Source organism: Bacillus sp. EE-W1, from assembly GCF_009760835.1.
GTDB classification, from domain to species: domain Bacteria; phylum Bacillota; class Bacilli; order Bacillales; family Bacillaceae_G; genus Bacillus_A; species Bacillus_A wiedmannii.
This window is the reverse complement of record NZ_WIPE01000067.1, coordinates 1-24,319: the sequence shown is the minus strand read 5'-3', so window position 1 is coordinate 24,319 and position 24,319 is coordinate 1. Positions and strand designations below refer to the sequence as shown.

General features: G+C 32.6%; 20 protein-coding genes. 6 read left to right on the top strand and 14 right to left on the bottom strand.

Features of this window, described 5'->3' with window-relative positions; all coding sequences use genetic code 11:
• Positions 1–239 precede the first annotated feature (239 nt).
• The 13 genes from GFJ36_RS16385 to GFJ36_RS16325 form a co-directional block, all read right to left on the bottom strand.
• The gene (locus GFJ36_RS16385; protein WP_097890970.1) at positions 240–2,036 is read right to left on the bottom strand and encodes a glycoside hydrolase family 35 protein; all 1,797 of its coding nucleotides are present in this window, start codon (positions 2,034–2,036) and stop codon (positions 240–242) included.
• 60 nt (positions 2,037–2,096) lie between these two features.
• A complete protein-coding gene (locus GFJ36_RS16380) occupies positions 2,097–3,263 on the bottom strand; it encodes a glycoside hydrolase family 88 protein (RefSeq protein WP_097890972.1) in 1,167 nt (388 codons plus the stop codon).
• A gap of 133 nt (positions 3,264–3,396) precedes the next feature.
• A complete protein-coding gene (locus GFJ36_RS16375) occupies positions 3,397–3,876 on the bottom strand; it encodes a PTS sugar transporter subunit IIB (RefSeq protein ID WP_097890974.1) in 480 nt (159 codons plus the stop codon).
• Between the two features lie 15 nt (positions 3,877–3,891).
• Positions 3,892–4,686 carry a PTS system mannose/fructose/sorbose family transporter subunit IID gene (locus tag GFJ36_RS16370; RefSeq protein WP_088028748.1) on the bottom strand — a complete coding sequence of 265 codons (795 nt, stop codon included), beginning with the start codon at positions 4,684–4,686 and terminating at the stop codon, positions 3,892–3,894.
• Entirely contained in the window at positions 4,679–5,455 is a 777-nt protein-coding gene (locus GFJ36_RS16365; protein WP_097890976.1) for a PTS mannose/fructose/sorbose/N-acetylgalactosamine transporter subunit IIC, read from the bottom strand. The genes GFJ36_RS16370 and GFJ36_RS16365 overlap by 8 nt, the downstream gene beginning before the upstream one ends.
• Positions 5,456–5,470: 15 nt before the next feature.
• The gene (locus tag GFJ36_RS16360; protein ID WP_097890978.1) at positions 5,471–5,902 is read right to left on the bottom strand and encodes a PTS sugar transporter subunit IIA; all 432 of its coding nucleotides are present in this window, start codon (positions 5,900–5,902) and stop codon (positions 5,471–5,473) included.
• A gap of 217 nt (positions 5,903–6,119) precedes the next feature.
• Entirely contained in the window at positions 6,120–6,896 is a 777-nt protein-coding gene (gene kduD / locus GFJ36_RS16355; protein ID WP_097890980.1) for a 2-dehydro-3-deoxy-D-gluconate 5-dehydrogenase KduD, read from the bottom strand.
• 32 nt (positions 6,897–6,928) lie between these two features.
• On the bottom strand, positions 6,929–7,759 hold the full coding sequence (gene kduI / locus GFJ36_RS16350) for a 5-dehydro-4-deoxy-D-glucuronate isomerase (RefSeq protein ID WP_176546177.1): 831 nt from the start codon (positions 7,757–7,759) through the stop codon (positions 6,929–6,931).
• 31 nt (positions 7,760–7,790) lie between these two features.
• Entirely contained in the window at positions 7,791–8,795 is a 1,005-nt protein-coding gene (locus tag GFJ36_RS16345; protein WP_097890982.1) for a sugar kinase, read from the bottom strand.
• A 2-nt stretch (positions 8,796–8,797) separates the two neighbouring features.
• Entirely contained in the window at positions 8,798–9,448 is a 651-nt protein-coding gene (locus tag GFJ36_RS16340; protein ID WP_097890984.1) for a bifunctional 4-hydroxy-2-oxoglutarate aldolase/2-dehydro-3-deoxy-phosphogluconate aldolase, read from the bottom strand.
• A gap of 294 nt (positions 9,449–9,742) precedes the next feature.
• Positions 9,743–10,525 carry an IclR family transcriptional regulator gene (locus GFJ36_RS16335; RefSeq protein ID WP_098961768.1) on the bottom strand — a complete coding sequence of 261 codons (783 nt, stop codon included), beginning with the start codon at positions 10,523–10,525 and terminating at the stop codon, positions 9,743–9,745.
• 305 nt (positions 10,526–10,830) lie between these two features.
• Entirely contained in the window at positions 10,831–11,256 is a 426-nt protein-coding gene (locus GFJ36_RS16330) for a DUF4879 domain-containing protein (protein WP_097890992.1), read from the bottom strand.
• A gap of 718 nt (positions 11,257–11,974) precedes the next feature.
• Positions 11,975–12,373 carry an HXXEE domain-containing protein gene (locus GFJ36_RS16325; RefSeq protein ID WP_481747068.1) on the bottom strand — a complete coding sequence of 133 codons (399 nt, stop codon included), beginning with the start codon at positions 12,371–12,373 and terminating at the stop codon, positions 11,975–11,977.
• A 265-nt stretch (positions 12,374–12,638) separates the two neighbouring features.
• Between GFJ36_RS16325 and GFJ36_RS16320 the strand changes: the two genes are divergently transcribed.
• Both GFJ36_RS16320 and GFJ36_RS16315 read left to right on the top strand, forming a co-directional pair.
• Complete coding sequence (locus GFJ36_RS16320; protein WP_073515827.1) at positions 12,639–13,208, top strand: methyltransferase; 570 nt, start codon at positions 12,639–12,641, stop codon at positions 13,206–13,208.
• 409 nt (positions 13,209–13,617) lie between these two features.
• Positions 13,618–15,027: a phosphatidylinositol-specific phospholipase C gene (locus GFJ36_RS16315; protein ID WP_097891979.1), complete on the top strand. Its 1,410-nt coding sequence runs from the start codon at positions 13,618–13,620 to the stop codon at positions 15,025–15,027.
• Between the two features lie 194 nt (positions 15,028–15,221).
• Here GFJ36_RS16315 and GFJ36_RS16310 read toward each other — a convergent pair whose 3' ends face one another.
• Positions 15,222–16,598: a lytic polysaccharide monooxygenase gene (locus tag GFJ36_RS16310; protein ID WP_097891982.1), complete on the bottom strand. Its 1,377-nt coding sequence runs from the start codon at positions 16,596–16,598 to the stop codon at positions 15,222–15,224.
• Positions 16,599–18,070: 1,472 nt separating this feature from the next.
• On the opposite strand from GFJ36_RS16310, the gene GFJ36_RS16305 reads away from it, so the two are divergent.
• The 4 genes from GFJ36_RS16305 (at position 18,071) to GFJ36_RS16290 (ending at position 23,693) form a co-directional block, all read left to right on the top strand.
• Positions 18,071–19,114 carry a Fic family protein gene (locus GFJ36_RS16305; protein ID WP_097891985.1) on the top strand — a complete coding sequence of 348 codons (1,044 nt, stop codon included), beginning with the start codon at positions 18,071–18,073 and terminating at the stop codon, positions 19,112–19,114.
• Positions 19,115–19,970: 856 nt separating this feature from the next.
• Positions 19,971–21,479, top strand: a complete 1,509-nt coding sequence (locus tag GFJ36_RS16300; RefSeq protein ID WP_097891989.1) for a spore germination protein — start codon at positions 19,971–19,973, stop codon at positions 21,477–21,479.
• Positions 21,466–22,569 carry a GerAB/ArcD/ProY family transporter gene (locus tag GFJ36_RS16295; RefSeq protein ID WP_097891992.1) on the top strand — a complete coding sequence of 368 codons (1,104 nt, stop codon included), beginning with the start codon at positions 21,466–21,468 and terminating at the stop codon, positions 22,567–22,569. The genes GFJ36_RS16300 and GFJ36_RS16295 overlap by 14 nt, the downstream gene beginning before the upstream one ends.
• Entirely contained in the window at positions 22,566–23,693 is a 1,128-nt protein-coding gene (locus GFJ36_RS16290; protein ID WP_097891996.1) for a Ger(x)C family spore germination protein, read from the top strand. The genes GFJ36_RS16295 and GFJ36_RS16290 overlap by 4 nt, the downstream gene beginning before the upstream one ends.
• Positions 23,694–24,319 lie beyond the last annotated feature (626 nt).

The window sequence follows — 24,319 nt, the reverse complement described above, 5'->3', positions numbered from 1 at the left end:
TCGGTTTGGTATAAACAAAAACTTTTGATACACTAGCTATATAAAGTTCTTTGATAACCTGATATAGAAGGTTGCAGGAAGAAAATAGAGTGCGAAAACCAAGCCATTCCGTTCCTGCGTAAAATATCAACCGTATAAAGAGAACTTCCAATCGTTGGAAATCTTGGGGTGGAAGGCCCCGAAGTAACGCTCAGGGAGATAAAAGGTTACTTTCGTCGTGGAACTGAGCAGCTCTCACTTCAAGCCTTGCTAAGTGGCGAGTAGTTCACATCTAAATAAATTGGATTTTCTCTTAAATAAAGCACTTCCTCATAATTCCCTTCCGTTTCAAAGACAATCAACTTATTTTCTCCCTTTATTAATAAAGGAGCCGGGATATATAAATAACCCGTTGGACCTACATCCCAATACTTTCCTAAATTAAACCCATTTAAAACAACAAATCCTTTTCCCAACTTACTACAGTCTAAAAATGTATCTTTTAATTCTTGTACATTAAATGAGTATTCATAAAAACTAGGTGTATTAGGTGCCCATTGACCGTTGAAATCAATCTCATCAAGATTATCAAATTCTAGTGCATAATGTTCCCAGTTTGATTGTAAATGTATATCAATCATTACACCTGAGGAGATACCTTTTCGTTGCGTTGGAGACAACAACCGTGCCCCATAATTAACACGTCCCATATTTTCTACTAAAATATCCAACGTATTTTCTTCCTTAGTTAAATCTAACGATACCTCTCTACCAATCTCATCCCTATATTGGGTGTCTACTAATTGTTCATTAAGGAACAATTGAACACGATCTCTAGCATCTATTACCTTACATTTTTCTATATTTTTTGGTCCTTTTAAAAATGTTCGATATAAAATATAACCATACTGCTGATCTATATCTTCCATTGTTAATGTATAAGAATTGTCTCTCTTCTTCGCTATTTTCTCTAACGTTGAAAACAGTGATACCTTACGATTTAATTTAATATCCCCATAATTTGCACGTGGTAAAATACGCGGTTCAAATTGGTCTCTATCTGGACAAACTTCTTTAATAGCTCTCTGAACAGCATAATATTTTGGCGTTGGCTCTCCCCATTCTGTCAGTAATGCATCATAATCATATGAAGTAATTTGTGGTAAATCCACATTTTCCCTCGATGAACAACCGTTCATAAATCCAAAATTAGTACCACCTTGAAACATGTAGAAATTAATACTAGACCTTTCCAATAGTTCTTTGACTTCTTCTGCTAATTCACTGCCATCACGTCGAATAATTTCCATACCCCATCGATTAAACCAGCCATCCCAGAATTCCATGCACATTAATGGCCATTCTTTTTTATTTTCTCTAATGAAACTTTCAAGCTCATTTAAATTTTCATTAGAGCGTGAGCCGAAATTACCCGTTACCAAAACATCATCATCAATCAGGCTCCCTGATTCTAAAGCCTCTTTCCATGCACCATCTGAAGTGAAAAGTGGCACCGTTACGCCTAAATCTCTCATTATTTTTTTTATACTTCTTACATACTCTTTGTCATTTCCAAATGAACCATATTCATTTTCTACCTGCATCATAATAATAGGTCCACCATTCTCTACTTGTAATGGGGTTACCATTGGTAGGAGAACTTTATAAAAGTTTTCCACTTTATTTAGAAACAAGTTTGTATTACTTCGAACTCTTATATCTTTATATTTTAGTAACCATGCAGGTAATCCACCGAACTCCCATTCTGCACAAATATAAGGAGTAGGACGTAAAATAACCATTAATCCATATTTTTGAGCCAATTGTATATATTTCACAAGATCTGCTATACCTTCAAAATTAAATACCCCTTCTTTTGGTTCATGCATATTCCATGGAACATACGTCTCTACTGTATTACATCCTAGTGCCTTCAAGTTATAAAGACTATGATCCCAGTATTCTGGAACAATCCTGAAATAGTGAAGAGCACCTGATATAATCTTTATAGGCTCACCATTTAGCATAAAATCTTTCCCAATTTCAAATGATTTCATAGTTTATCCTCCATTATTTCAAATCATGATACCTTAATAACTTTATTAACATTTATATACTTACCAATATGTTGCCCACGTTGGGTTAAACATACGATACAACGCCTCTAAGTAAAAATAATCACCCCATAAATTAGGTTCATCAATTCCTTTCCCTTCTGCATATGCATAAACACCATGTAGTAAGATTCCTTCATTATCCTCATCATTTTTTATCGTGCACTGTTCCCTAAGTACTTGAACCATTCCACGAGCAATGGATGCAGATCCCTCATACATATTACTTGCTTGTGCTTCAAGTAAACCACATGCAGCAATTGCCATTGCAGAACTATCTAACGGGTGATTATCTTCATCTGTAAAAGTAAGATCCCAATATGGAACCAAATCATTCGATAACTTACTTATAAAATAATTGGTAATGTCCTCATATTGTTTTTGGTCAACATGATTAAGCATATAATTAAACCCCATGGGTAAACCTAAAATGGACCATGCTTGCCCACGTGCCCAACAGGAAGAATTAGTATATCCTTGGTGGGTAGCCCCATATGAAGCCTCTCCTGTAACGGGGTCAAAATAAAATGTATGATACGTGGATGCATCTTCCCTTATAATAGTTTTCGTTACTTGTTGAAAATGTTGTTCTGCTATATGTTTATAACATTGATTACCTGTCAATTTCGTTGCCATAAACAATAAAGGTAGGTTTAATAATGAGTCAATAATCAAACGGTACTCATCAGGATCATTAAGATTTCCCCAAGCCTGAATAAAATTCCCTTTGTCATGAAAACGACTTATTAGCTTGTCGGCAGCTTGAATAATAATTGGGATAAAAGATTCATCTGATGTCACCTTATAACCAGCAACAACTGATAAACTATATAAAAATCCTAGGTCATGATGGTCTACAACAAAATTCTTATCTAGTCTATCTTTAAAACTTTCAATGTTTTTTAATGCTATTGATTTAAAAATATCTTTTTTCGAATATTCATAGGCAATCCATAGCATTCCTGTCCAAAATCCATTCGTCCAATCATCATTTCCTTTTATTCTATATTTTCCATTTGTTGCACAGGCGGATGGATAGCTTGTCCCAAAGCGTTCTATGTTCTTTTCTAGCTTTTCACATATCCAATCTAATTCTGCTTTTATACTATTTTGATCTAATGCCTTCCCTTTTTCTTTAAGTAACTCTATATTTTTCGATAGTATAGACATGCTAATCTCCTCCCCAATAATTCACTCTCTACATCTAAGCTCTCTTATCCTTTTAACCTCACTATGTGAAAACATCACTCATTTTTCATAAAACGAGTGATGTTTTTAGTTTTTATTTATCCTTACCTATTATTCAATTTAAAAATTCCTCAATACTGGCATCAGATTCTTCTGGGACCATCTGTGCAGTAACTTTTACACCTTGGCTCAATAACTGTTGCACAGCAACTTTTTCATTCTCCGTCATACTAATTGATTTTTTAATTTGAGTTGTTCCTGGACGATTAGACATATTACCAATGTTTACCTCTTTTAATGCTAATCCACCATTCATTAATTGCGCTAAAATTTCAGGAGTCTTCACAATTAATAGCACTCTTTGCCCTTTATAATTCCCATTTTTCACATTATTAAGGCCTTTTTCAAAGGTTAAAATGGACGTATTAACACCAGCTGGTGCTGCCATTCTTAAAATTGATTTCTCATCATCATTAACAGCAACTTTATCATCAATAATCATAATACGATTTACTCTTAAACCTGTTGCCCATCTTGTTGCAACTTGTCCATGAATAAGTCTATCATCAACTCTAATATGTACGATTCCTTCCATCACTAAACACTCCCCTTAAACGAAAATTTTTAAATTATAAGCAATAATTCCTATAAAAATTAATAAAAAGATAACACGAGTAGAATTCATTTTCTTTCTACCTAATAACCAATAAGTTAAAAAGACTACAAGAGCTGGTGCTAAACCAGGCATAATTTGATTAGCAAGATCTTGTAACTTTAAAGTAACTTCACCTTTGGTAAACTCATAACCAAAAGTTGCCTTAACTACTGAAGGAATCAATGCTCCTACAACGGTGATCCCTAGAATATTTGCTGATTGAGTTATTTTTTTTAAACGATTCCCTAACTCACCAACAAGTTTTGCACCTTCTTTATAGCCTGTCCATACGAAGAATCTCATAAATCCCAATCTGACACATCCAAATAATATCCATAAAATCAGAGCAATTGGGTTTCCCTCCAGTGCTAAATAAGACGCAATGGAGCCAACAATAGTGGTCGGAATTACAAAGAATAAGGTATCGCCAATTCCTGCTAGCGGTCCCATTAATCCAGTTTTAAGCGACGCTACTGTATCAATAGATTCAATCCCCTTTTCTTTTTCTAAGGCTACATCTAGACCTAGAATAACGGGTGCTGTAGAATTATTCGTATTAAAAAACTGCAATTGATTTATTGCTGCTCTCTTTTTTTCTTCTTCCTCACTATAAATGCTTTCTAACAATGGATAAATGCTATAGTAATAGCCTAAGCCTTGCATTTTTTCATAGTTCCATCCTGTTTGACCGAAGAAATACCAACGCCAAAATACCTTGTTTACATCTTTATCTACTATATTTTTACTCATCTCCCATTCCCCCATCATTAGTCGCATAATCGCTATCTTTCATAAAGGTTTGGAAATAAATTATTGCCATGGCTAACCCGATTAAAGCAACGCCTAATACAGGTACTTTTAAATAAGCTGCTAAGAAGAAACCAATAATCAAAAAGGCGATATTTTGTTTTATAGGTAAATATTTTAATAGAATTGCAATACCTAATGCAGGAAGCAATCCCCCAGCTACTTGCAAACCACCCATAAGCCACTTTGGAATATTGTCTACAATTGCTTGGACAAATTTCGCACCAAACACTAAAGCTAGAAACACAGGTATCATTCTTGATAAGGAAGTTGGGACGATTCCCCATAGATTCATATAGGAAGCCTTTTTAAATTTCCCTTCCGCTACTAATTTTTCAGCTTTATGCTGGAAAAAAGTATTTGTAAATCGAGCCAGAACATCTAATTGCACCATTAGTAGTCCAATCGGAATTGCCAGCGTCGCTCCAAATTTAGCATCTTGCCCACTCATAACTGTAAATGCTGTTCCCAATAACGCACCTGTCATATAATCTGGTATAGATGCTCCTCCAAAGTTACCAACACCTAAAACCAATAAGTTTAAAGTTCCCCCTACAATTAACCCAGTTTGAATATCACCTAGAATTAGCCCCGCGAAAAATCCTGCCATTGTTGGCTTTACAAAACCAAACGTTGTATTGTTTCCATCATAAATGGCGAATCCAGAATATAGCGTTATTAAAACAATTTGCCACCATTCAACGCTTACCATTGGCTATTCTCCTCTCTATTCATCTAAAGCATTCACAATATCAGTCTCTGTTTCTGGTATATCAATTCCATTTTTTGCACCTTCTATTAATACTTTTGACAGCTCCGCTAATGATTTCTCCTGATTACAATATATTGCTTCTATTACAATTGGTAAGTTTACACCACTGATTATACTAATACGCTGATTCAACTTTAATTTTGATGTCCAAAATACAGCTTGATTAAAGGGTGTTCCCCCTTTAAGATCGGCAAAAATAAGCAACTTATTTGACTCATTTTCACTCCATCTCCCCAAGAATTCTTGTAGTTGATTACTAAAATAAGTAATCCCATTCTCTTCAGTTAATTCAAGAGCGTATAAGTTTTTTTGCTCCCCTAAAATCATTTGTGTCGCTTTCTTCAACCCACTTGCAACACCAGCGTGTGAAAGAATCAGTATATCCATAAATAACTTCCCTTCTAATCAACTAGTATTTTTTCAACTTCAACACTCGTAATAAAATAATTCTAGCCCTTATACTCATCAATATATTTAATTTACCGGCTCTACCGAACAAAATGTATGCCCTTTCATAAAGGTTCACAACTTATGTTCAGATGTTTCTAACAACCAAAGTGTTCTTGAATCGACAAATAAATATTTGCTATAAGGCTTAAACTAATTAACGCACTAACCATCCACCATCAACAGCTAGAATGTGTCCTGTTACATAATCTGACGCTTTACTTGATAAAAATACGGCCGTACCCATTAGATCGAAAGGTACTCCCCATCTTTCAGCTGGGATACGATCTAAAATTTCTTTATTCCGTTGTTCATCCGCACGAATTGGGGCAGTATTAGCTGTTGCTATATAGCCAGGAGCAATCGCATTTACTTGGATATTATATTTACTTAATTCGTTAGCAAATGCTTTCGTTAATCCCGCCACCCCATGTTTGCTGGCAGTATAAGCCGGTACAAATTTTCCTCCTTGGAAAGACAACATAGAAGCAATATTAATGATTTTCCCACTCTTTTGTTCTGCCATAACACGAGCTACAGCTTGACTTAGTAAATAAACAGTATTCAAGTTAATGCTCATTACGGCATTCCAATCTTCCTTCTTGTATTCAAGCAATGGTGCACGACGAATTGTACCTGCATTATTAATTAAAATATCAATTTTCCCAAAATTGTCTAAACAACCTTGCACCACTTTTTCTGCTGCATCATCTTGTGTTAAATCTACTTGAATGAATTCGACTCGTTGTCCACATTCCTCAATTAATTGACGAGTTTCACCCCAATTTTCACCAGATGCTGCAATATACAGATCTGCCCCAGCTTTCGCTAATGCTACTGCATATCCTTGACCTAATCCTGTATTTCCCCCAGTAACAATAGCTACCTTCCCTTTTAAACTAAAGAAATCCATTGAAAATTCATTTAAGTTCATGTTCTAGTCCTCCTTTAATTGTATCAATCCTACTATTTCAACTGATCCATCTCGACCATGTCCATATCACTATACGTAATGTTTTCTCCACACATTGCCCAAATAAATGTATAGTCACTTGTACCAACACCAGAGTGAATTGACCAACTTGGTGAAATTGTCGCCTGTTCATTTTTCATTACCAAATGTTTAGTTTCATCAGGTTTACCCATAAAATGGAACACTCTTGTATCCGGTTTCATATCAAAATATAAGTAGGTTTCCATACGACGCTCATGGGTATGGCAAGGCATTGTATTCCAACTGCTTCCTGGTTCTAAAATGGTATACCCCATCTGTAATTGACAACTTTCACAAACATTTGGATGAATATATTGATAGATTTTACGCTTATTTAATGTTGCAGAGTCCCCTGTTTCCATAGGTTTAATTTCATCAATGCTTATACGTACATTTCGATATTTATGATGTGCAGGTACTGAAACACAATAGAATTTCGCAGGATTAGACTGATCATCTGACTTAAAGACCACTTCCCTTGTTTCTTTTCCGATATAGTACCCATCTTGTTTTTTCATACTTTCTTCTTTACCGTCAATTATGATAGATCCTGGTCCACCAATATTTATAACACCTAATTCACGACGTTCTAAAAAATAAGAAACTCCCAATTCAGTAGACAACTCAATACTCAAAGGTTGTTCAGTTGGCGTTACTCCCCCGAAAATCATTCGATCATTATGTGTATACGTAAGAATAACTTCTCCCGGTGCAAAGTTTCGCTCTACTAAAAATTCCTGTCTTAGTTGATCTGTAGAATAATGACGAATATCCATTGGACTATGTGTATAACGTGTTTCCATAATATACATTCTCCTATCATTTTTTAGTATTTTATCTAATAATATTTCCTGACTCATTTCTCATAAAATCTTCTACTTCCAAGATAGAAAACTGATTACAATCACCATGAATCGTATGCTTTAAACTAGATGCTGCGGTAGCAAATGAAACTGTATAATCCGGATCCTTTTCTTCCAATAATCCGTGTAAAATTCCAGCAACAAAAGCATCTCCTCCACCAACACGATCCACAATAGGATTAATGTGGTACACCTTCGAGGTATACAGACAATGATTTTTCCATAATGTTCCCTGAAGATCATTCGAACTAGCAGAATGAACATCCCTTAATGTAGAGTAAAAGACTTCAATATTAGGATATTTTTTATGCATTTGCTCATAATAATATTCTAAATCTGATTGTTTCGTCTTATTTTCAGGAATCCCGATTAAATAGAGAGCGTCCATTTTTCCTGCAGAACAGTAATCTACATAAGGTAAAATTTTATTCATTGTTTTCGATGCGCGTTCATAGTTCCATAAATTAGATCGATAATTAATATCAAAACTCACCTTAATTTGACGCTTTTTGGCCTCTTTGATTAATCCTAGAATGAGTTCAATCATTGAATCTGATAAAGCAAGGCTAATTCCCGAAACATGAAATAATGATGCATTTTTGAATAAATGATCTATATTCCACTCCACATTTTTCATCTGTGCAAAACTAGAATATGTTCGGTCATACAAAACAAATGAAGCCCTTTTACCTATACCCCTTTCCAAATAGTACGTTCCTAAACGTAAACCACCTTTCAGTAAGTTACTGGTATCCACCCCATAATTTTGTAAATGTTGTTGAACAGCTTTACCTAATAAATTTGAAGGTACCTTACTAGCAAAAGAAACTTGGTGGTTAAAATTCGCTAAATTAATTGCTACATTAGCTTCACTACCACCATAATGCGCTTTAAAAGAATTAGCTTCATTTATTCTAGTTCCTTCATTAGTAGATAAACGAAGCATAATCTCACCTAGCGTTAAAATTCGCCCCATAATTAGGCACCCTTTCTGATTTCTGCTAACTTATCCACATACTCTCTTGCAAGTTCTGAGACTTTAGCATAATCCCCATTTTGAGCAGGAGCCATTAAATCTCCTCCCACACCTATTGCTACACATCCACGTTCAAACCATTGATGCATATTCTCAATATTTATCCCTCCAGTAGGCATAATATTAACTTGTGGCAGGGGACCTTTCACTGCATTTATAAAGCTTGGATTGTACGAACTTCCTGGAAATAATTTTATAATGTCAACTCCCGCTTTTAATGCTGTACTTATTTCCGTAATTGTCATACATCCAGGTAAGTATGGAACTTGATAAAGATTACAAATCTCTGCTGTTTCTTTATCAAACGCTGGACTGACAATATACTCTGCTCCTGCCAAAATGGCCATACGAGCCGTTATCGCATCAAGAACAGTCCCTGCACCAATCACCAACTCTTCACACTCACTATGTAGTTCCTTTATTTTACGAACGACCTCTTCAGCTTGTGGTACTGAAAAGGTTACTTCAATACCAGTAATCCCTCCATTAATGACTGCCTCAGTAACTTTAAGAGCCTCATCTTTTGTATGCGCTCTCAAAACAGCAATCACACCACTCTTTTTCAATTTATTTAATACAGTAACCCTTTTCATAATGTGCCTCCATTTTTAAGAGCTCACGCTCCTAATTTCTTATTTGGAAATTAGTTTTCCTGAAAAGAAATTTACAAATAAATTATATGAATTATTTAAAAAGATTACAAGATTTTTTTTTATATTTAATGAAAATTTTTTGAACATTATTAAATGTTTTTCTAATATAGAAATCCATTATTCAGCCGTAGTTCTTACTAAATTCACAAGTCAACTCCAAATTTTTTTGCTGCTAAAAATAAAAAAGAGCTCTAACAGTGAAAAATCACCATTAAAGCTCCTAAACATGAAATCCTATATGAACACATGCAATTGTTCAAGTTCTTTGAGAATATTTTGTTTTGTTTCTAATATAAACTGAATCATTTTTTTCTTCAGGTCTTCTGTAACACGATACTTAGGCATACTTACACTAAATGCACCATATGTTTGCCCTTTTAAAGTTAATGAGACTCCTATACAATATACTTCCTCTTCATATTCAGCATCATCAATTGCAAAACCAATTTGCTTTATCTCTTTTAAAGCTTCCTTTAAAACATGAGGATCAATTATAGTATTTTCATTAACCGGATTTAATTCTACCCTTGTTAAATAGCTTTCTAAATCTTGTTGAGAGAACTCTGCAAGCACAGCTTTCCCCATTGCCGAACAATACAGAGGAATACTCATGCCAATTCGTGAACTCATACGAATTATCGGTCTCTCTGGCTCTAATTTATTAATATAAAAAATTTTATCTTCTTCTAATATTCCTAAATGAACAGTTTCATCTAAATTACTTTGCAATTTTTGCAAATATGGAAATGTGATTTTGGTAATATCTAAATTCGCAAGATACTGATTTGCATAGTAAATTAAAGAGGTTCCCAAACCAAATCTTTTAGTTTCAGGATATTTTTTTGCATAACCTATTATAACTAACGTTTCTAATATCTTTAATGTTGTTGAACTTGTCATTCCTGTTTCCTGAGCTATCACATTTAAAGGTTGTGGTTTTTTGCTTTCAGATAAAAAATCTAAGATTTTTGCAGCTTTTATTAAAACTGTACCATATGGTTGTTTTTCTTTTGTCATACCGACTCATCCTTTAACAATCATAATAAACGATTTTATTTTCGAAATAAAAAGTACCATCTAAAAAATTGTACTATAAAACAATTATACAAGAAAGCGAGGTTCAGTCCACATTAATCAATTAAAGGGGCGAAAATTAAATTCTAGTATGTATTCTGTTTCTTTCAATTACATTCATCTATTCAGACGTTTTTCCAATAAAGTAAGAGCCCTCCCATTAAGGACGACTCTTATATTTGTTATAAATGCATTCAATTTTATGAATTTCATGTCCTGGATTTTGAATCTATAACTGTGCAAAATATTTATTTAATATAGATTGAAGTTCGCATTGTATTAAATGGAGCATTAATAGATGTTTTTTGGTATTCAAATGTTCCTTGCTGATGCCCAGAAGCATCCCACTTATAATACCAGCCAACAATTGGTTTTCCACCAATTATAGTAGAGCCAATACTTTTTACATTAGAACCATTCATTTTCGCAAATGGATTTTGGCCATATCCCATTTCCTTCGTAGTAATATATAAATATTTTCCCCCGTGGTCACGTGTTGTGCTAAAACTGTTTGGATTAATCGTTTCTACTCCGCCCTGCTCAGACTCTACTTGTACGACATTTAGTGAAGTAAGAGGTGCTGCAGGTCCAGCAGAAGCTTCTGTTGCCATTCCTAATCCGACAAACGCAGTGATTGCTAACGATGAAATACCAAGTGCTGCTTTTTTAAACATAAAAACATCCCCTTCCATCTATTGTTTTCTCTTTCATTGCCAATATAATCCTATTACTTCTATAAGTATATAGTTTGAAACTATAGAAATATTAGTGGGAATATTCTATCTTATGTTTCTGCAGTTATATGATCTATTCAGATACACTTCTAACCTATGAACCTAGTTGGTTTTTGTTTTGATTCATCCGTCCATGCCTTAGTATGACTATTATCACTAGGGGCATACTACAAGATGAAGAAAGAAACGCGAGAAAAAGAAATTTCATGGATGTATTGGATCAGAAAAGGATTAATGATGCAAAATTGCATTTTTTCATTTAGATGCATTGATGTGAAATTAAATAGAACTGCTCAACATTTTTCGTTAAAGATAGTCTGTCAACCTCTAACTACCTAGTGAGCTCAAGTAAACGCATCTTAAGTCATTTTAAGAGGTATAAAAAACACCTTATTTGTTATAAGGTGTTTTTTATATTTGGGATACCGTCACATGCCTATCAACATAAGAATTCAGAATTAACCCAAAATGAGAAAATGAGCTTTTTTGTTGCAATTTAGCACAAAATTTCGTTTTGGGGGTGCTATAAAATTTTAGCTTGATGCAATGTGACGCTACCCCAAAATACAAAAATCTCTTTCAAAAAAAGAAAGGCGCCTATGCACCTTTCTTTTTTAATTCACTTGTACTCTCTTCAGCATCCAAAATTCCTTCTGAATCACTTTAACGCATCATTGTACGGACCTAATTGCTTTTTAGAAAAGTAATGAATTGTCTCCTTACTTTTCAGTAACATATTTCCTTTTATAATTAAAAAATAGGTAGCTACTAGAAAATAGATTAGCCCTAATATCCAATCCAAATTTGTAGCTAAATTGTGTAAAAGAACATATCTCATATATGCATAACCAATTGGTACATGTAGTAATACAACCGCACCTAATCCTGGGTTGTATATTGTTTTAGCTTTTATATTCGCCAAAATACCATGCCATATGAATTGAAAAAATCCCATTAAAATAGGTGCCAACCCAAGCCATATAATATAATGAAAAAAATTGTGAAATTTTATAGCATTATGTAAGACAATTGATATCAAATATACTACATTCACTATGAAATTAGTTTATTTATAGGATTTCTATTGATAAACAAGGTACTAAATTGACTCTTAAGAAGTCATTACCATTGTATTTGTCGAAAAATTGAAAAAATATGTGTAGATAGATATCATCTTAAATACATATATAATTAATTTTAATTCTCTGACATAATTCCACATAATTCTTAAACCAGTTTTTTGTGCATTATTAAATAGAATATTACACAATGTCAGTCTTTAAAAGATTATATATCAAAACTTTAAGAGAGGAAGATAAACTATGAAGATGAAAAGAAAAATCATGATGACAACAGCACTTGCAGCTACGTTAGCTACAGGTGCACTACCTTCTACATCAGTGTTTGCTGCAGAAAAAGAGGCTCCTATCCAACAAAAAGAGGCACAAATGAGTATTCAACCATTAGCACAAAATAATTTAGAAACAGCTGTTAATGCTGCCTTAAATGGTCCAGAAGTCAAAAAAATAAAAGTATTTGAGCATGAATTCAATGTAAAAGAAATAGAAGTAGTAAATCTAGGTGGAGGAAAAAAATATGTTAAAGGACAAATTTCTCATCATTTAAGTTTCCGTCCAGATGATCAATTTTATTATGAGTTTACTGTGCAAGATGGAAAAGTAGTAGATAAGCCTGTATTTAATATTGATAGAGGTGGTTGGACACCATTTGCTGCTCCACTTTTATCAATTCTTGCTGCGTATAATGGAATTCCAGTTAATCCAAATGATTTAAATGCACTTGGTCAGCAGCTTGGGAAAGTTATAGACGGAAGCTGGGAACATGCAGCTCAATCTATCGCAACTGTAGTTAGTCTAAGTTTTAATGAGTAGAATCTTTTAATTTTTATTAGCATTGTAGGGACCACTTTTCCTGAATAGCCTTGTTTTAAGAAATTCCTGAAACAGCTATAAATAGATTTTTACCGCTCACTCACATTATCTTAATTTGTTAACCACCTTTTCATTCATAATATGTCACAAAATAGAAGTCTTTTTAAGGCTTCTGTTTTGTTTGTATACAATACAGCAAAAAGCTTATTTTTTACCTATCTTTGCTTCAATTCTTTAAGAATCTATTTGGCTATTAGATACAATTCATTACAATAAACTAATAATATTTCAAGTTAGCTCACTACCCTTTTTTCAATTACAAAAATTCATTGCATTAGGAATAATAAACAATAAATATAGTAAAGAACCATCTTATTATAGCTATTGTTTAAAAATCAGGAGAGATATAATGATTAAAATGAAAAATTTCTTTAAAGTTAGCATCCTCACTTGTTTTACACTGGCTAGTTTAAGTACACCATCTACTATTTTAGCTGATAGTCATCCAGGTTATTCCTATGAACCTAATCTAGGTTACCAAAATCCATCATGGATGTCAGAAGTAGCAGATTCAACAAAATTAAGTGAAATATCTATTCCAGGAACTCATGGCACAATGGCTTTACATGGAGCAAGTTTTCTTGATGAAAATTTGACAAGAAATCAAACTATGAGTCTACCCCAACAATTAAATTCTGGAATTCGATATGTAGATATGCGTGTTAAACGTGTAAAAGATTCTTTTGCAATATACCATGGTATTGTCAATCAAAAAGCAGTTTTTGAAGATGTATTAAAAGAAGCAATTCAATTTTTGAGAGATTATCCTACAGAAACAATTTTAATGCGCTTAAAGGAAGAAACTACTCCCGAAAGTGGATCCCTATCATTTGAGGAGATATTTTTAAAATATAAAAACGTTAATGCTTCATATTTTTGGGATCCTAATTCTGTACCAACTATAGACAGAAACAACCCTACTTTAGGAGATATCCGGGGTAAAATTGTAATCTTACAAAACTTTACATCCTCTCAATTGTACGGTATTGATTACGATGGTTTGAATATACAAGATAAATTTGAAATTGGAAGCGGACCAGACGAAATATATGAAAAATGGGATGCGATAAAAAACCATTTACAAAGTGCAAATACTAACTATAATAATGGAAAAATATATCTTAATCATTTTAGTGGTACGGGTGGTGCAGCCGCATTTTTAAATAATGTATATCCTTGGTTTGTTGCAAGCGGAAAAGAGAATAGAAATACTGATAGTAGTCCTAAGTTAATTCAAACAAATTTCACTAATTCGTGGAGTGATTTTCCCCGCGATAGAAATGGGCAAGTATATTATGGTGGGATGAATACACTTGGGACAGAACTCTTACAGCAAGGTAGAATTAGACATTCTGGTATTATCGCAGCTGATTTTCCTGGGCCAGGTTTAATTGATAGTATCATTAAATTAAATGGTGTACATTCGAATGAAAAAGAGATATTAATTTCGCAAATTCCATCCGAATCTAGCCCTTTATCTGGACAAAAAAATCGTTCTAGTCAAAACTTTAAAATTGATAATTTACCTGTAGGTACTAAAGAATTAAAATGGGTTATTGAGCCTTCAGAGAAAGATCATCCTTCTACTATCTCTTTCAATGTAATGATTGATGTTTCCTTAGGTACCGATTCTATTCGTTGGAAAAATATTTCACATGAATCTAGGACTGAGGCTTACACAAATACTAAATATTATATCGCAAGTCCAATTGGTGCCACTAGCAAATTCACTGTGAAAATATACGCTATTACAAATTAGAAAATAAAAGAATCCCATTGGAGTTCCTTTTCGAAGGAATACCGCTGGGATTCTTTTCTGATTTCATTTCGTCAACATTAGAATGGTAATTAAATTTGTTAGCATATCATTTAAACCATTAACGGATTTCTATTTGGAACGACCCTTTACTTTCAAAGAAAAACCTAAAAATGTTAACTACATTTTCCCACTTTTCATTTATTCAAAACTGGCTTCCAAAGCGATAGGGCAAAAATCCAATTTGTGTCACCATTGCCTTGATAATCTTGAACTGCTTCATACACTTTTCCCTCATGTACTACTCTATCACCTTTTGTATATGCTTTTCTTGCATCCCATTTTTCATATGTGGAATCCTCTGACTTTGTTACTACATTTAATACATCACTTCTACTAGATTCATTTCCAGCTAAATCAACCGCCGTCACTACATATTTATACGATGTATTAGCCTTTAATTCTTTATCCATAAAGGATGTATTAGCCGTTGTCCCAATTTTATTCATAACTCCAAAGCTTTCTCTATATACAATATAATGGTCTACACCTACATTATCTTCAGACGGACTCCACATCAAATCAACAGTGGTCGCTGTTGTACTCATACTATGTAATGCTTTCGGTTGGGTCGGAGCTTCTATATCTGGGATTTCATTTGTTGTCTTAACCTTTAGTTCTTCACTTTCTTTTGATATGTTTCCAGCAGAGTCTAACGCCTTTATTGTATAGGTATATTCCGTATTTGCTTTTAGTTTTTTATCTATAAATGTTGTACCTGGTACCGTATCAATTACTTCCCCATTGCGTAACACTTGATATTCCTTTACACCTATATTATCCGTAGAAGCCTTCCATGTTAGTGCAACACTATTGGCAGTAACTTTAGACGCATTTAATTCAGTTGGTTGACTTGGAGCTACTGTATCGGGAGTTTCATTATTTACTAGATTTACATCAATTACATTATAAAACGCATTTGACGTATCTGCTACATCCCATACAGCTAAAATAACATGATAACCATTGCGATCAGTTGGTACATTAATTGTATGTGTTAAATTATTTGATGCGGCAGAACCATCATGTTTCACAGTTCCAATTGGTTCTAATTCAGCACGTGTTAATGGTTTATTAGGATCCCATCCCTTTTTTGTAATGTAATAATGCCATTTACTTGTAGGATGTGCAGCTGTATATTTCCATGTAAAGGTATTTGCTCCACCTTTAATCGTGTTTTTGAACCAGCGATTTGATGTTTGTTGGTCAAGAATTCCTCCAAACAGTCCTCCTGCCGAAGCGATTTTTCCATCAATCGGTCCCCCATCTGGGAATCCTTTAGGTGCTTCTAGGCTTTGAGGTTCGTACATTATATTTCCACAATTTAAATTCAACGCTCCATAATTCTGACTACATAAAGCAGCACGACTGCTTGGCTTTTCAACAAATCCATGTGCATAAGCACTTTGAGGAATCATAGTAATAGCCGTCACCCCTGCGGCTAAAACACAAGCACCAATTCCTTTTTTACTTTTTCTTAATCTTTCAAATTTAGATGTAAATTTCAAATTCATTCTTGTCCCCCCAATATATTATTGCTATCGCTAATATAATAGCAATATAGAGATAAACGAACAAATTACTAATAAATATACTAATATCTCTCATACATTGGTACGTTTATTATTATTTTTAATCTCATATAAAAATAAAATAAATACAATAAGTCTATTTTGTAACATTATGTATTAATAGATCAATGAAAACCCCTCTTATTTTCACAAAAAATTCAAATGTTAATTTAAAGAATTATATTTAACCTTATGTAAAAAAATACAGTTTTAAAGTAAAAAAGTCTGGAAGGAACTGATAATATCAGTTTCTTCCAGACTTCACATTCCCATTATATAACTTGCAAATAAGTCATTTCTAAAGCTAAATTCACGCATATTTTCTAAATCTTAAAAAATACAATAAATAACCTACTTATATTCACATGGTGAATGCACACAAATCCTTTAATCTTAGACATTTACTCCTATAACCACATAACTACTGTAATTTATATATTGATTTACTTCAGAATGTTCAAACTCATATAATAAAATTACCAGGCAAAATGAACTACTCACCACTTAGCAAAACATAAAGTGGGGGCTTCTCAGTTACACGACGAAATTAACCTTTCGTTTCCCTGATTGTTTTGTCCAACTTAACTTTATAGTCCTTTTTAATAGTCATCTCCTACCCTATTAATCCTTATTTTAAACAAATCATCAAGAGATTGATTATGTAAGATAAGAAAAAGAGAATTATAAATCCAATTTTAACCATAAATTTCTACCAATTTATTATATTATTTTTACCTAATAAGGTACAGAAACAAAGGGAAAAACTTCAGTATATTTGAGGTTTTCACTAACGTTATTAGGGTGAAACGTTTAAAGGGTACATTACTGAATTTTTATTACATGTTCCTGTACCTAGTATTTAAATTAACTTATGTCAAAATATTTTACAATACAAGTATGAAACGTTACATATTTCTATATTTAATGATACATTTCATCAACTTATCTCCCCTAATCTTTATGCTAAATATAGGAATTAAAGCTCATTGAGATATAATTTTAGAATTCTCATAATAGCAAATGAATAGATTAGGCACATAACTGTCACAAATTAATGACTTATCCATTTTCTCAACCATGAAAACTTTATTACCACTTCAATATTTACACTTAAACTAAAACACATCTATACTCACAATTAATTAATAATCTTTCAAATGAGTCAATTGTTTTATATTTTTTATTTTTTTATTGTACATTTATACATTTGATGTTAGGATTATGCCTATTAAAATTGAATCCCAACGATTCTTCTTTATAATTCCTATATTTTTATTATCAAATAAAAATATAGATTCTAAAACACGATCAAAATCAAAACAAAAATGTCGTTATTTCACAATGATGTCATGAAATACCTTTAGAATGGAAAGACATATGCAACAACGTGTTAAGGGGTTACAGGGGGAACAAAAATGAGAGACTTTTTTGATGATAAGTATAAAAATATTGAATTAAAAAGGAGGTTAATCAATTTAATAAGTGAAATTAGCGAATTCAAAGGAAAATTAGCTGCTTATCAGGAACAAAACCCTGACATATTTAATAATTTAGAAAGAACTATACCACTACATTACATAAAAAATTTCACAACTATTTATGAAGATGTAAAAGTTCCTCATAAAAGATTAAAAGAGCTTATTTTAGATGATATAGTACCTCAAAATATCTCGGAAGATGCTATTTTTTGTTATTATCAAACACTTTCTTTTGTACATAAAAACTCCTGTACTTTATTAATTAATCCAGCAACTATACAGGAATTACATTTTCAACTAATACATTACCTTACCTCTGACAGTGCCAATTGGCGTGAAAAACCTTTTATTATTCCAGGTATTCCCGAGCATGGAATGCACTTGAATAGTTACCGCATTCTTCCACATGAACTTATCCCACAGTTTATGGAGCAATTATGTGATCAATACAACTCATTAAATACTAGTAAGGGGCTACATTCGCTTTTATTAATAGCTCGTTTTATATTAAATTTTTATTGCATAGTCCCTTTCAATCAAGGTAATGGCAGGCTAGCATTTATGTTAATGCAGTTGTTGCTAATTAAGAGTGGACATACATTTGTAAAATATGTATGTTTGGATAAGTATATTAAGAAAAATGAATCTGAATATTACAATTCGATTTATAAATCTTCGGTAAATTGGTACTGCGAGGAACATAATAGTAGCTTTTGGTTAAAAACGTTTTTAACTATTATATTAGAGGCTTACAAAGATCTGCATAACACCGTTCTAGATTCTATATGTAAACATACTAAAGTTGAGAGAATTCAGGATTTTATATTTAAACAAAAACAACCCTTTACTAAGGAAAGTATTCGTAACAGATATCCAGACATTGCAGAGAGTACAATTAGTAAGGCTTTAAATTCCTTGCAATTATTTGGCCATATTAAGCTAGTTACAAAAGGAAGAAACGCAAAGTGGACTAAAGTTTGACCATATTTTTAAAACTCTTACAGCTCAAAAATTCAATTATAACGTTAGCAATCGTTCCCATGATTTTGGGCTTAAATTCATTGAATTACATTCTAATTTTAAGCTATTATTACTACTTTAATTAATTCTAATTCCTAAACAACATTTTATAGGAAAAGGTACGTTTCCCTCCACCTTTTCCTATAAAAATATTAGATATTAACACATAAAAACTGTCGAAAAAAGTCGTAATTTAATATTTTTTCTTTATTTTCTGGTTGTAAACGTTTCATTTTCATGTTACCATCTTAATCAAACAATAGATGGTAATAAAACTGAAAGTATTTCTTTCCCTTAGAAACATATAAACGTACGGTAATATCAAGAAAATAAGGCCAAAGAAATATTTGATACCTACCATAATAACCAATAAGAATTTTGCGCACCGATATTTCTGTTAATTCAGAAAAAACATTTTGTCCCTAAACAAAATTTTTTAGCGTGCAAAGTTCAATTACACTAGAACACCCAAATAATTGTAATTTCATTTTTTATCGAGCATTAAGATATGAAAAAAATTCTTCCTAGAAAATTCAGCTGATTGACTTAATGAGATCTAAATCACTGCCTCAAATGCCATCTATTGTTGATAACATATTTACCAACTATAAAAAAGAGCCCATCAAGGGTTCTTTTTTATTATAATCATTCAAATTTCAATTCTAACTCGATACTTAGATTTCCACACAAATCACCTCTACTTTTTTGCTCTCAATTATTAATTTCTATTCCCAATTTGTTTGAATTTGTGAATAAAATTCCATCTTATAAAAATAATAAATACAACTAATCGTTATATATTAAAGAGGTGTCAATTTTGTCCTTAAATGAAGAGACCTTAGAAACTAAAACAGATAAAAATATTGAAAAGATCCAAACAAGTAACTTAAAAGAACTTAAAAATACATTAGATAATATCTTTGATATTAGTGCAGATTTAATTGAACACCCTTTGCAATTAAAAACAAATACGAATATTCTACTATATTACTTTGAAGGCCTTACTGATGGTGTTGCTTTAAAAGGCAATGTTGTTACACCATTATTACAAGAAGTAAATCAAGACAGTCAAATATTTAATTCTAATATTATCGCTACTCATACCAAAATAGTATATACATGGAATGAAATTAAAGAAGGATTACTTGAAGGTCAATGTGTACTATTTATGGAAGGAGAAAATCGTTCACTTCTAATAAATACAAAAGGCTGGGCAGAGAGAGCAATTCAAGAACCAATTTCAGAAGTTACTATTAAAGGATCGCATGATGGATTTATTGAGAATGCCACAAAAAATATAGGCTTAATTCGTCGATATCTTCCTTCTGCAGAGTTAAAAATCAAAAAGCTGACGATTGGAGAACGAGCAACTTCTTTTGTTTATTTAATTTATTTAGGTGACGTTGCGAATGCAGATGTAGTTCAAGAAATAGAAAACAGAATCTGTAGAATTAAAACGGATGCGGTATTAAGCATTGGTGAACTATCTAATTTTACAAAGGATCAAAATTGGTCTCCTTTTCCACAGGCTTATTTAAGCGAACGTCCAGATGCTATTTCAAATCATATACTTGATGGAAAAGTAGCAGTGTTAATGGATAGATCCCCTGGCGCAATGATTGTTCCAATGAATTTAATTGGATTCTTTCAAACTCCAGATGATTATAATATTCATTGGCTCGTTGCATCATTTTTTCGCTTATTACGATTTGCAGGATTTATAATAGCTATTTTTTTACCGGCATTTTATATTGCTGTAGTCTCTTTTCACTTTGAAATCATTCCTATAGATTTATACACTTCTATTGCAACGTCAAGAGTCAAAGTCCCTTTCTCTCCTTTATTGGAAGCTTTTATAATGGAAATCACACTAGAAATGCTACGTGAAGCTGGTATTCGCTTACCACAACCAATTGGACAAACCATTGGAATTGTTGGAGGGATTGTAATTGGACAGGCGGCTGTTCAAGCTGGGCTTGTTAGTAACGTTATGGTTATTATCGTATCTATTACAGCCATTGCCTCATTTATTGTTTCTAATTATGATTTATCGAGTTCTATACGCCTTATTCGTTTTCCAATGATGTTATTGGCTTACTTTTATGGGATTGTAGGTATTGTTAGTGGATTAATGCTCTTATTTGCTCATTTTGTTTCACTAACTTCTTATGGTTCACCATACGGATTGCCAATAGCACCATTTCGTCTCCAAGAGTTAAAAGATTCTTTTGTAAGATTTCCTATTTCTATGCTTACCAGCCGCTCGAGTATAGGTCAGCCGAAACAAAGAAAGAAAAAAGAAGGTGGTTCACATGGGGAATCTTAAGTTTCAAAAATTAACTTTATTCGAATTCATTATTTTCATTCATTCACTGCAACTTGCATCTGGTATGTTAATTATGCCAAGCCCACTTGCTACCACGGCAGGGACAGATGGCTGGATTTCGATTATTCTTGGATGGATAGCTACTTCTATAATTGGCGTGTTTATTATATTAATGTTACAAAAAAATCCTAACAAAAACTTCTCACAAATCTTAAAAACATACTTTGGTAAATGGATAGGGACAATTCTTTTTCTTTTATATGCCTTTTATCTATTTTTTGCTGGCTTCAATACTTTATTAAAGGCAACTAATATTGTAAAAGTGTGGATATTCCCTTCCACTCCTGCTTATCAAATCACCATATTATTACTATTACCTTTTATTATTTTAGCTCTGAGTGGGTTAAGGGCTCTTACTAGTTATTCTATGCTTGTTTTCTTCTTCACTACTTGGATGCCACTATTTCTTCTTTTTTCACTAAAGAGTAACTACAACCCTTTACACCTACTACCTATTTTTAAAGAGGGATTATACCCTATTTTAAAGGCAACAAAAGAAACTATTACTCCTTATGCTGGCTTAGAAATTGCATATTATATATATCCGTTCTTGCAAAAAAAACAAAAGGCCATAAAAGGACTACTAATAGCTAATACTGGAACTATGATTTTCTATCTATATGTGACTATTCTTTCTTATATATACTTTAGTCCCGAGGGGATAAAAGACGTAATTTGGCCCGTATTTCATTTGTTAAAAGGGGTTCGTTTTTCTTTCGTGGAACGTTTAGAAATTATTTATATCGCTTACTATTTAATTGTATTCTCCACTACTTTATATCCGTATTTATTTTTCAGTTTTAAATCTATGACCATATCACTTCAAAAAAACGCCCGAAATTGGGCGCTACTTGCTTTTGTGTTATTTATAGTTGGCCTATTTATTTTCGTAAATCCCGATGTAGATCAATATTTGTTTATTTATTCTCTTATGGATATCTTAAATGTCATTTTCTTTATTCTATTACCGATCTTATTTTTCGTTTACAGTATTCTTTTTACTTGGGTTACTAGGAGGAAACAACTTTGATTCGAAAATGGATATGGATTGTAATTTGTTGTGTATATATAATTGGTTGTAGTCAGAGAATTCCTCTTGAAAAGGTTTCATTAATCCTGTTAATTGGCCTGGATAGAACTTCTAATGGAGACATAAAAGTTGGAACAAGTATACCACTCTTTCATCATAAACAGCCAAAAAGTACTATAGAACATTGGACACAAGCATCAACTGTATATACTGGATTCAGTAAGATAGATACGAAGTTAACGGGCTTTATGACAGCTTCCAAAGCTGAAATCATTTTAATTGGGAAAAAATTAGCGCAAGAAGCAAATTGGTTGCAGGAGCTTGATTCTTCTTACCGTGATCCTTACGCTACCATTAATGCTAAAATAGTACTTGTAGATGGATCTGCAGAAGAAATTTTTAAAATTCACAAGCCTAGTAAACCATCACTTTCATCTTATATAAATGGTGTAATCGAATCCTCCATTCAAAATAACCAATCCGTCTCTTCTACAATTCAACAATTAATGAGAGAACAAAACGAAGAAGGAATGACGCAAACTGTTCCATTTATTAAAAAAACAAAGAATGAAATCGACACGGTAGGAATTGCATTTTTAAATCGCCAAGGGAAATACTTAACTCATATTCCTAAAAAAGATGTTAAATTTTTCAATCTTATAAATAAGCCAAAAAGTAACGGCCGAATGATACTACACCTTGCGCTTCCGCCTAAAAAATCAAACAAAAAAACAAACACTTCTATCTTCATACAGAATGCGACAAGGAAGGTAGATGTTACTTTTCAAAACGGAAAGTTTATATTTAATCTCGATATCAATGCCAATGTAGCTTTAATAGAAAAAACCAATCCGAATTTAAAGAAGGGGCACTATGATAATAAAAAAAATATAAATAATTTAAAAAGTGCTATTGAAAAAGAAATTAATAATAATTTAAAAAGTATATTAAATGAGATACAGCAGAATAAAATTGATCCAATTGGATTATCCCTATACGCTAGAGCCTTTCAATATAAAGAGTGGAAAAAAGTAAAAGGAGATTGGTTACAATCGTTAGCAGAGGCTAAAATAAATGTAAAAACACACGTCAAAATAAAAGATACTGGGACCATTAGAAATTAGTCTTAGATTTAATAGCATTTCTCAAAGGAATCACATATTGTTCTAGTGATTCCTTTGAGAGAATAATGCCTTGCTTTAACGAAAATACAATATATGCAATTATTCATTTATTTGTTCTAGTTATGAAAAAATCTATTCCTGTCAAAAAAGCTTGGTTCAAAGAAAAACTTCCTATCTTCTTTTATTTATCCTATCCGAAAAGGAACAAGATGAACTTTTGATACTTATACAGAGCTTTAGCAATTTTATAACTATCCCCTTCCGTAGCTACTCTACTAAAGCTCTTGCTTATATATCGAGTCCCTGGTTTACTTTTTCCAATGGTGATAAATTCATGAACTGCTTATTATATATATAAATAGCCTTTAGAATCATCTTTTCAGAACGATTAAAGGAGACTTTCTCTTTTATGCACCTTATCCTACCGGTCTTTAGTTTTGCTTCCTTTATTCTCTTCTTATTTACATACGCAAAGTTTATACATATCGTGGTGATATATACTATAGTACTTATTGAACTACCCCCACTTTCACTTCGTTTAGAAGAGGGGGATTCCTAAGTAAAGAGTTCTATCGAACTCTAATTGATTAGGCTAACCCCGCAGCCCCTGCGGTTAGAAGTCTTAT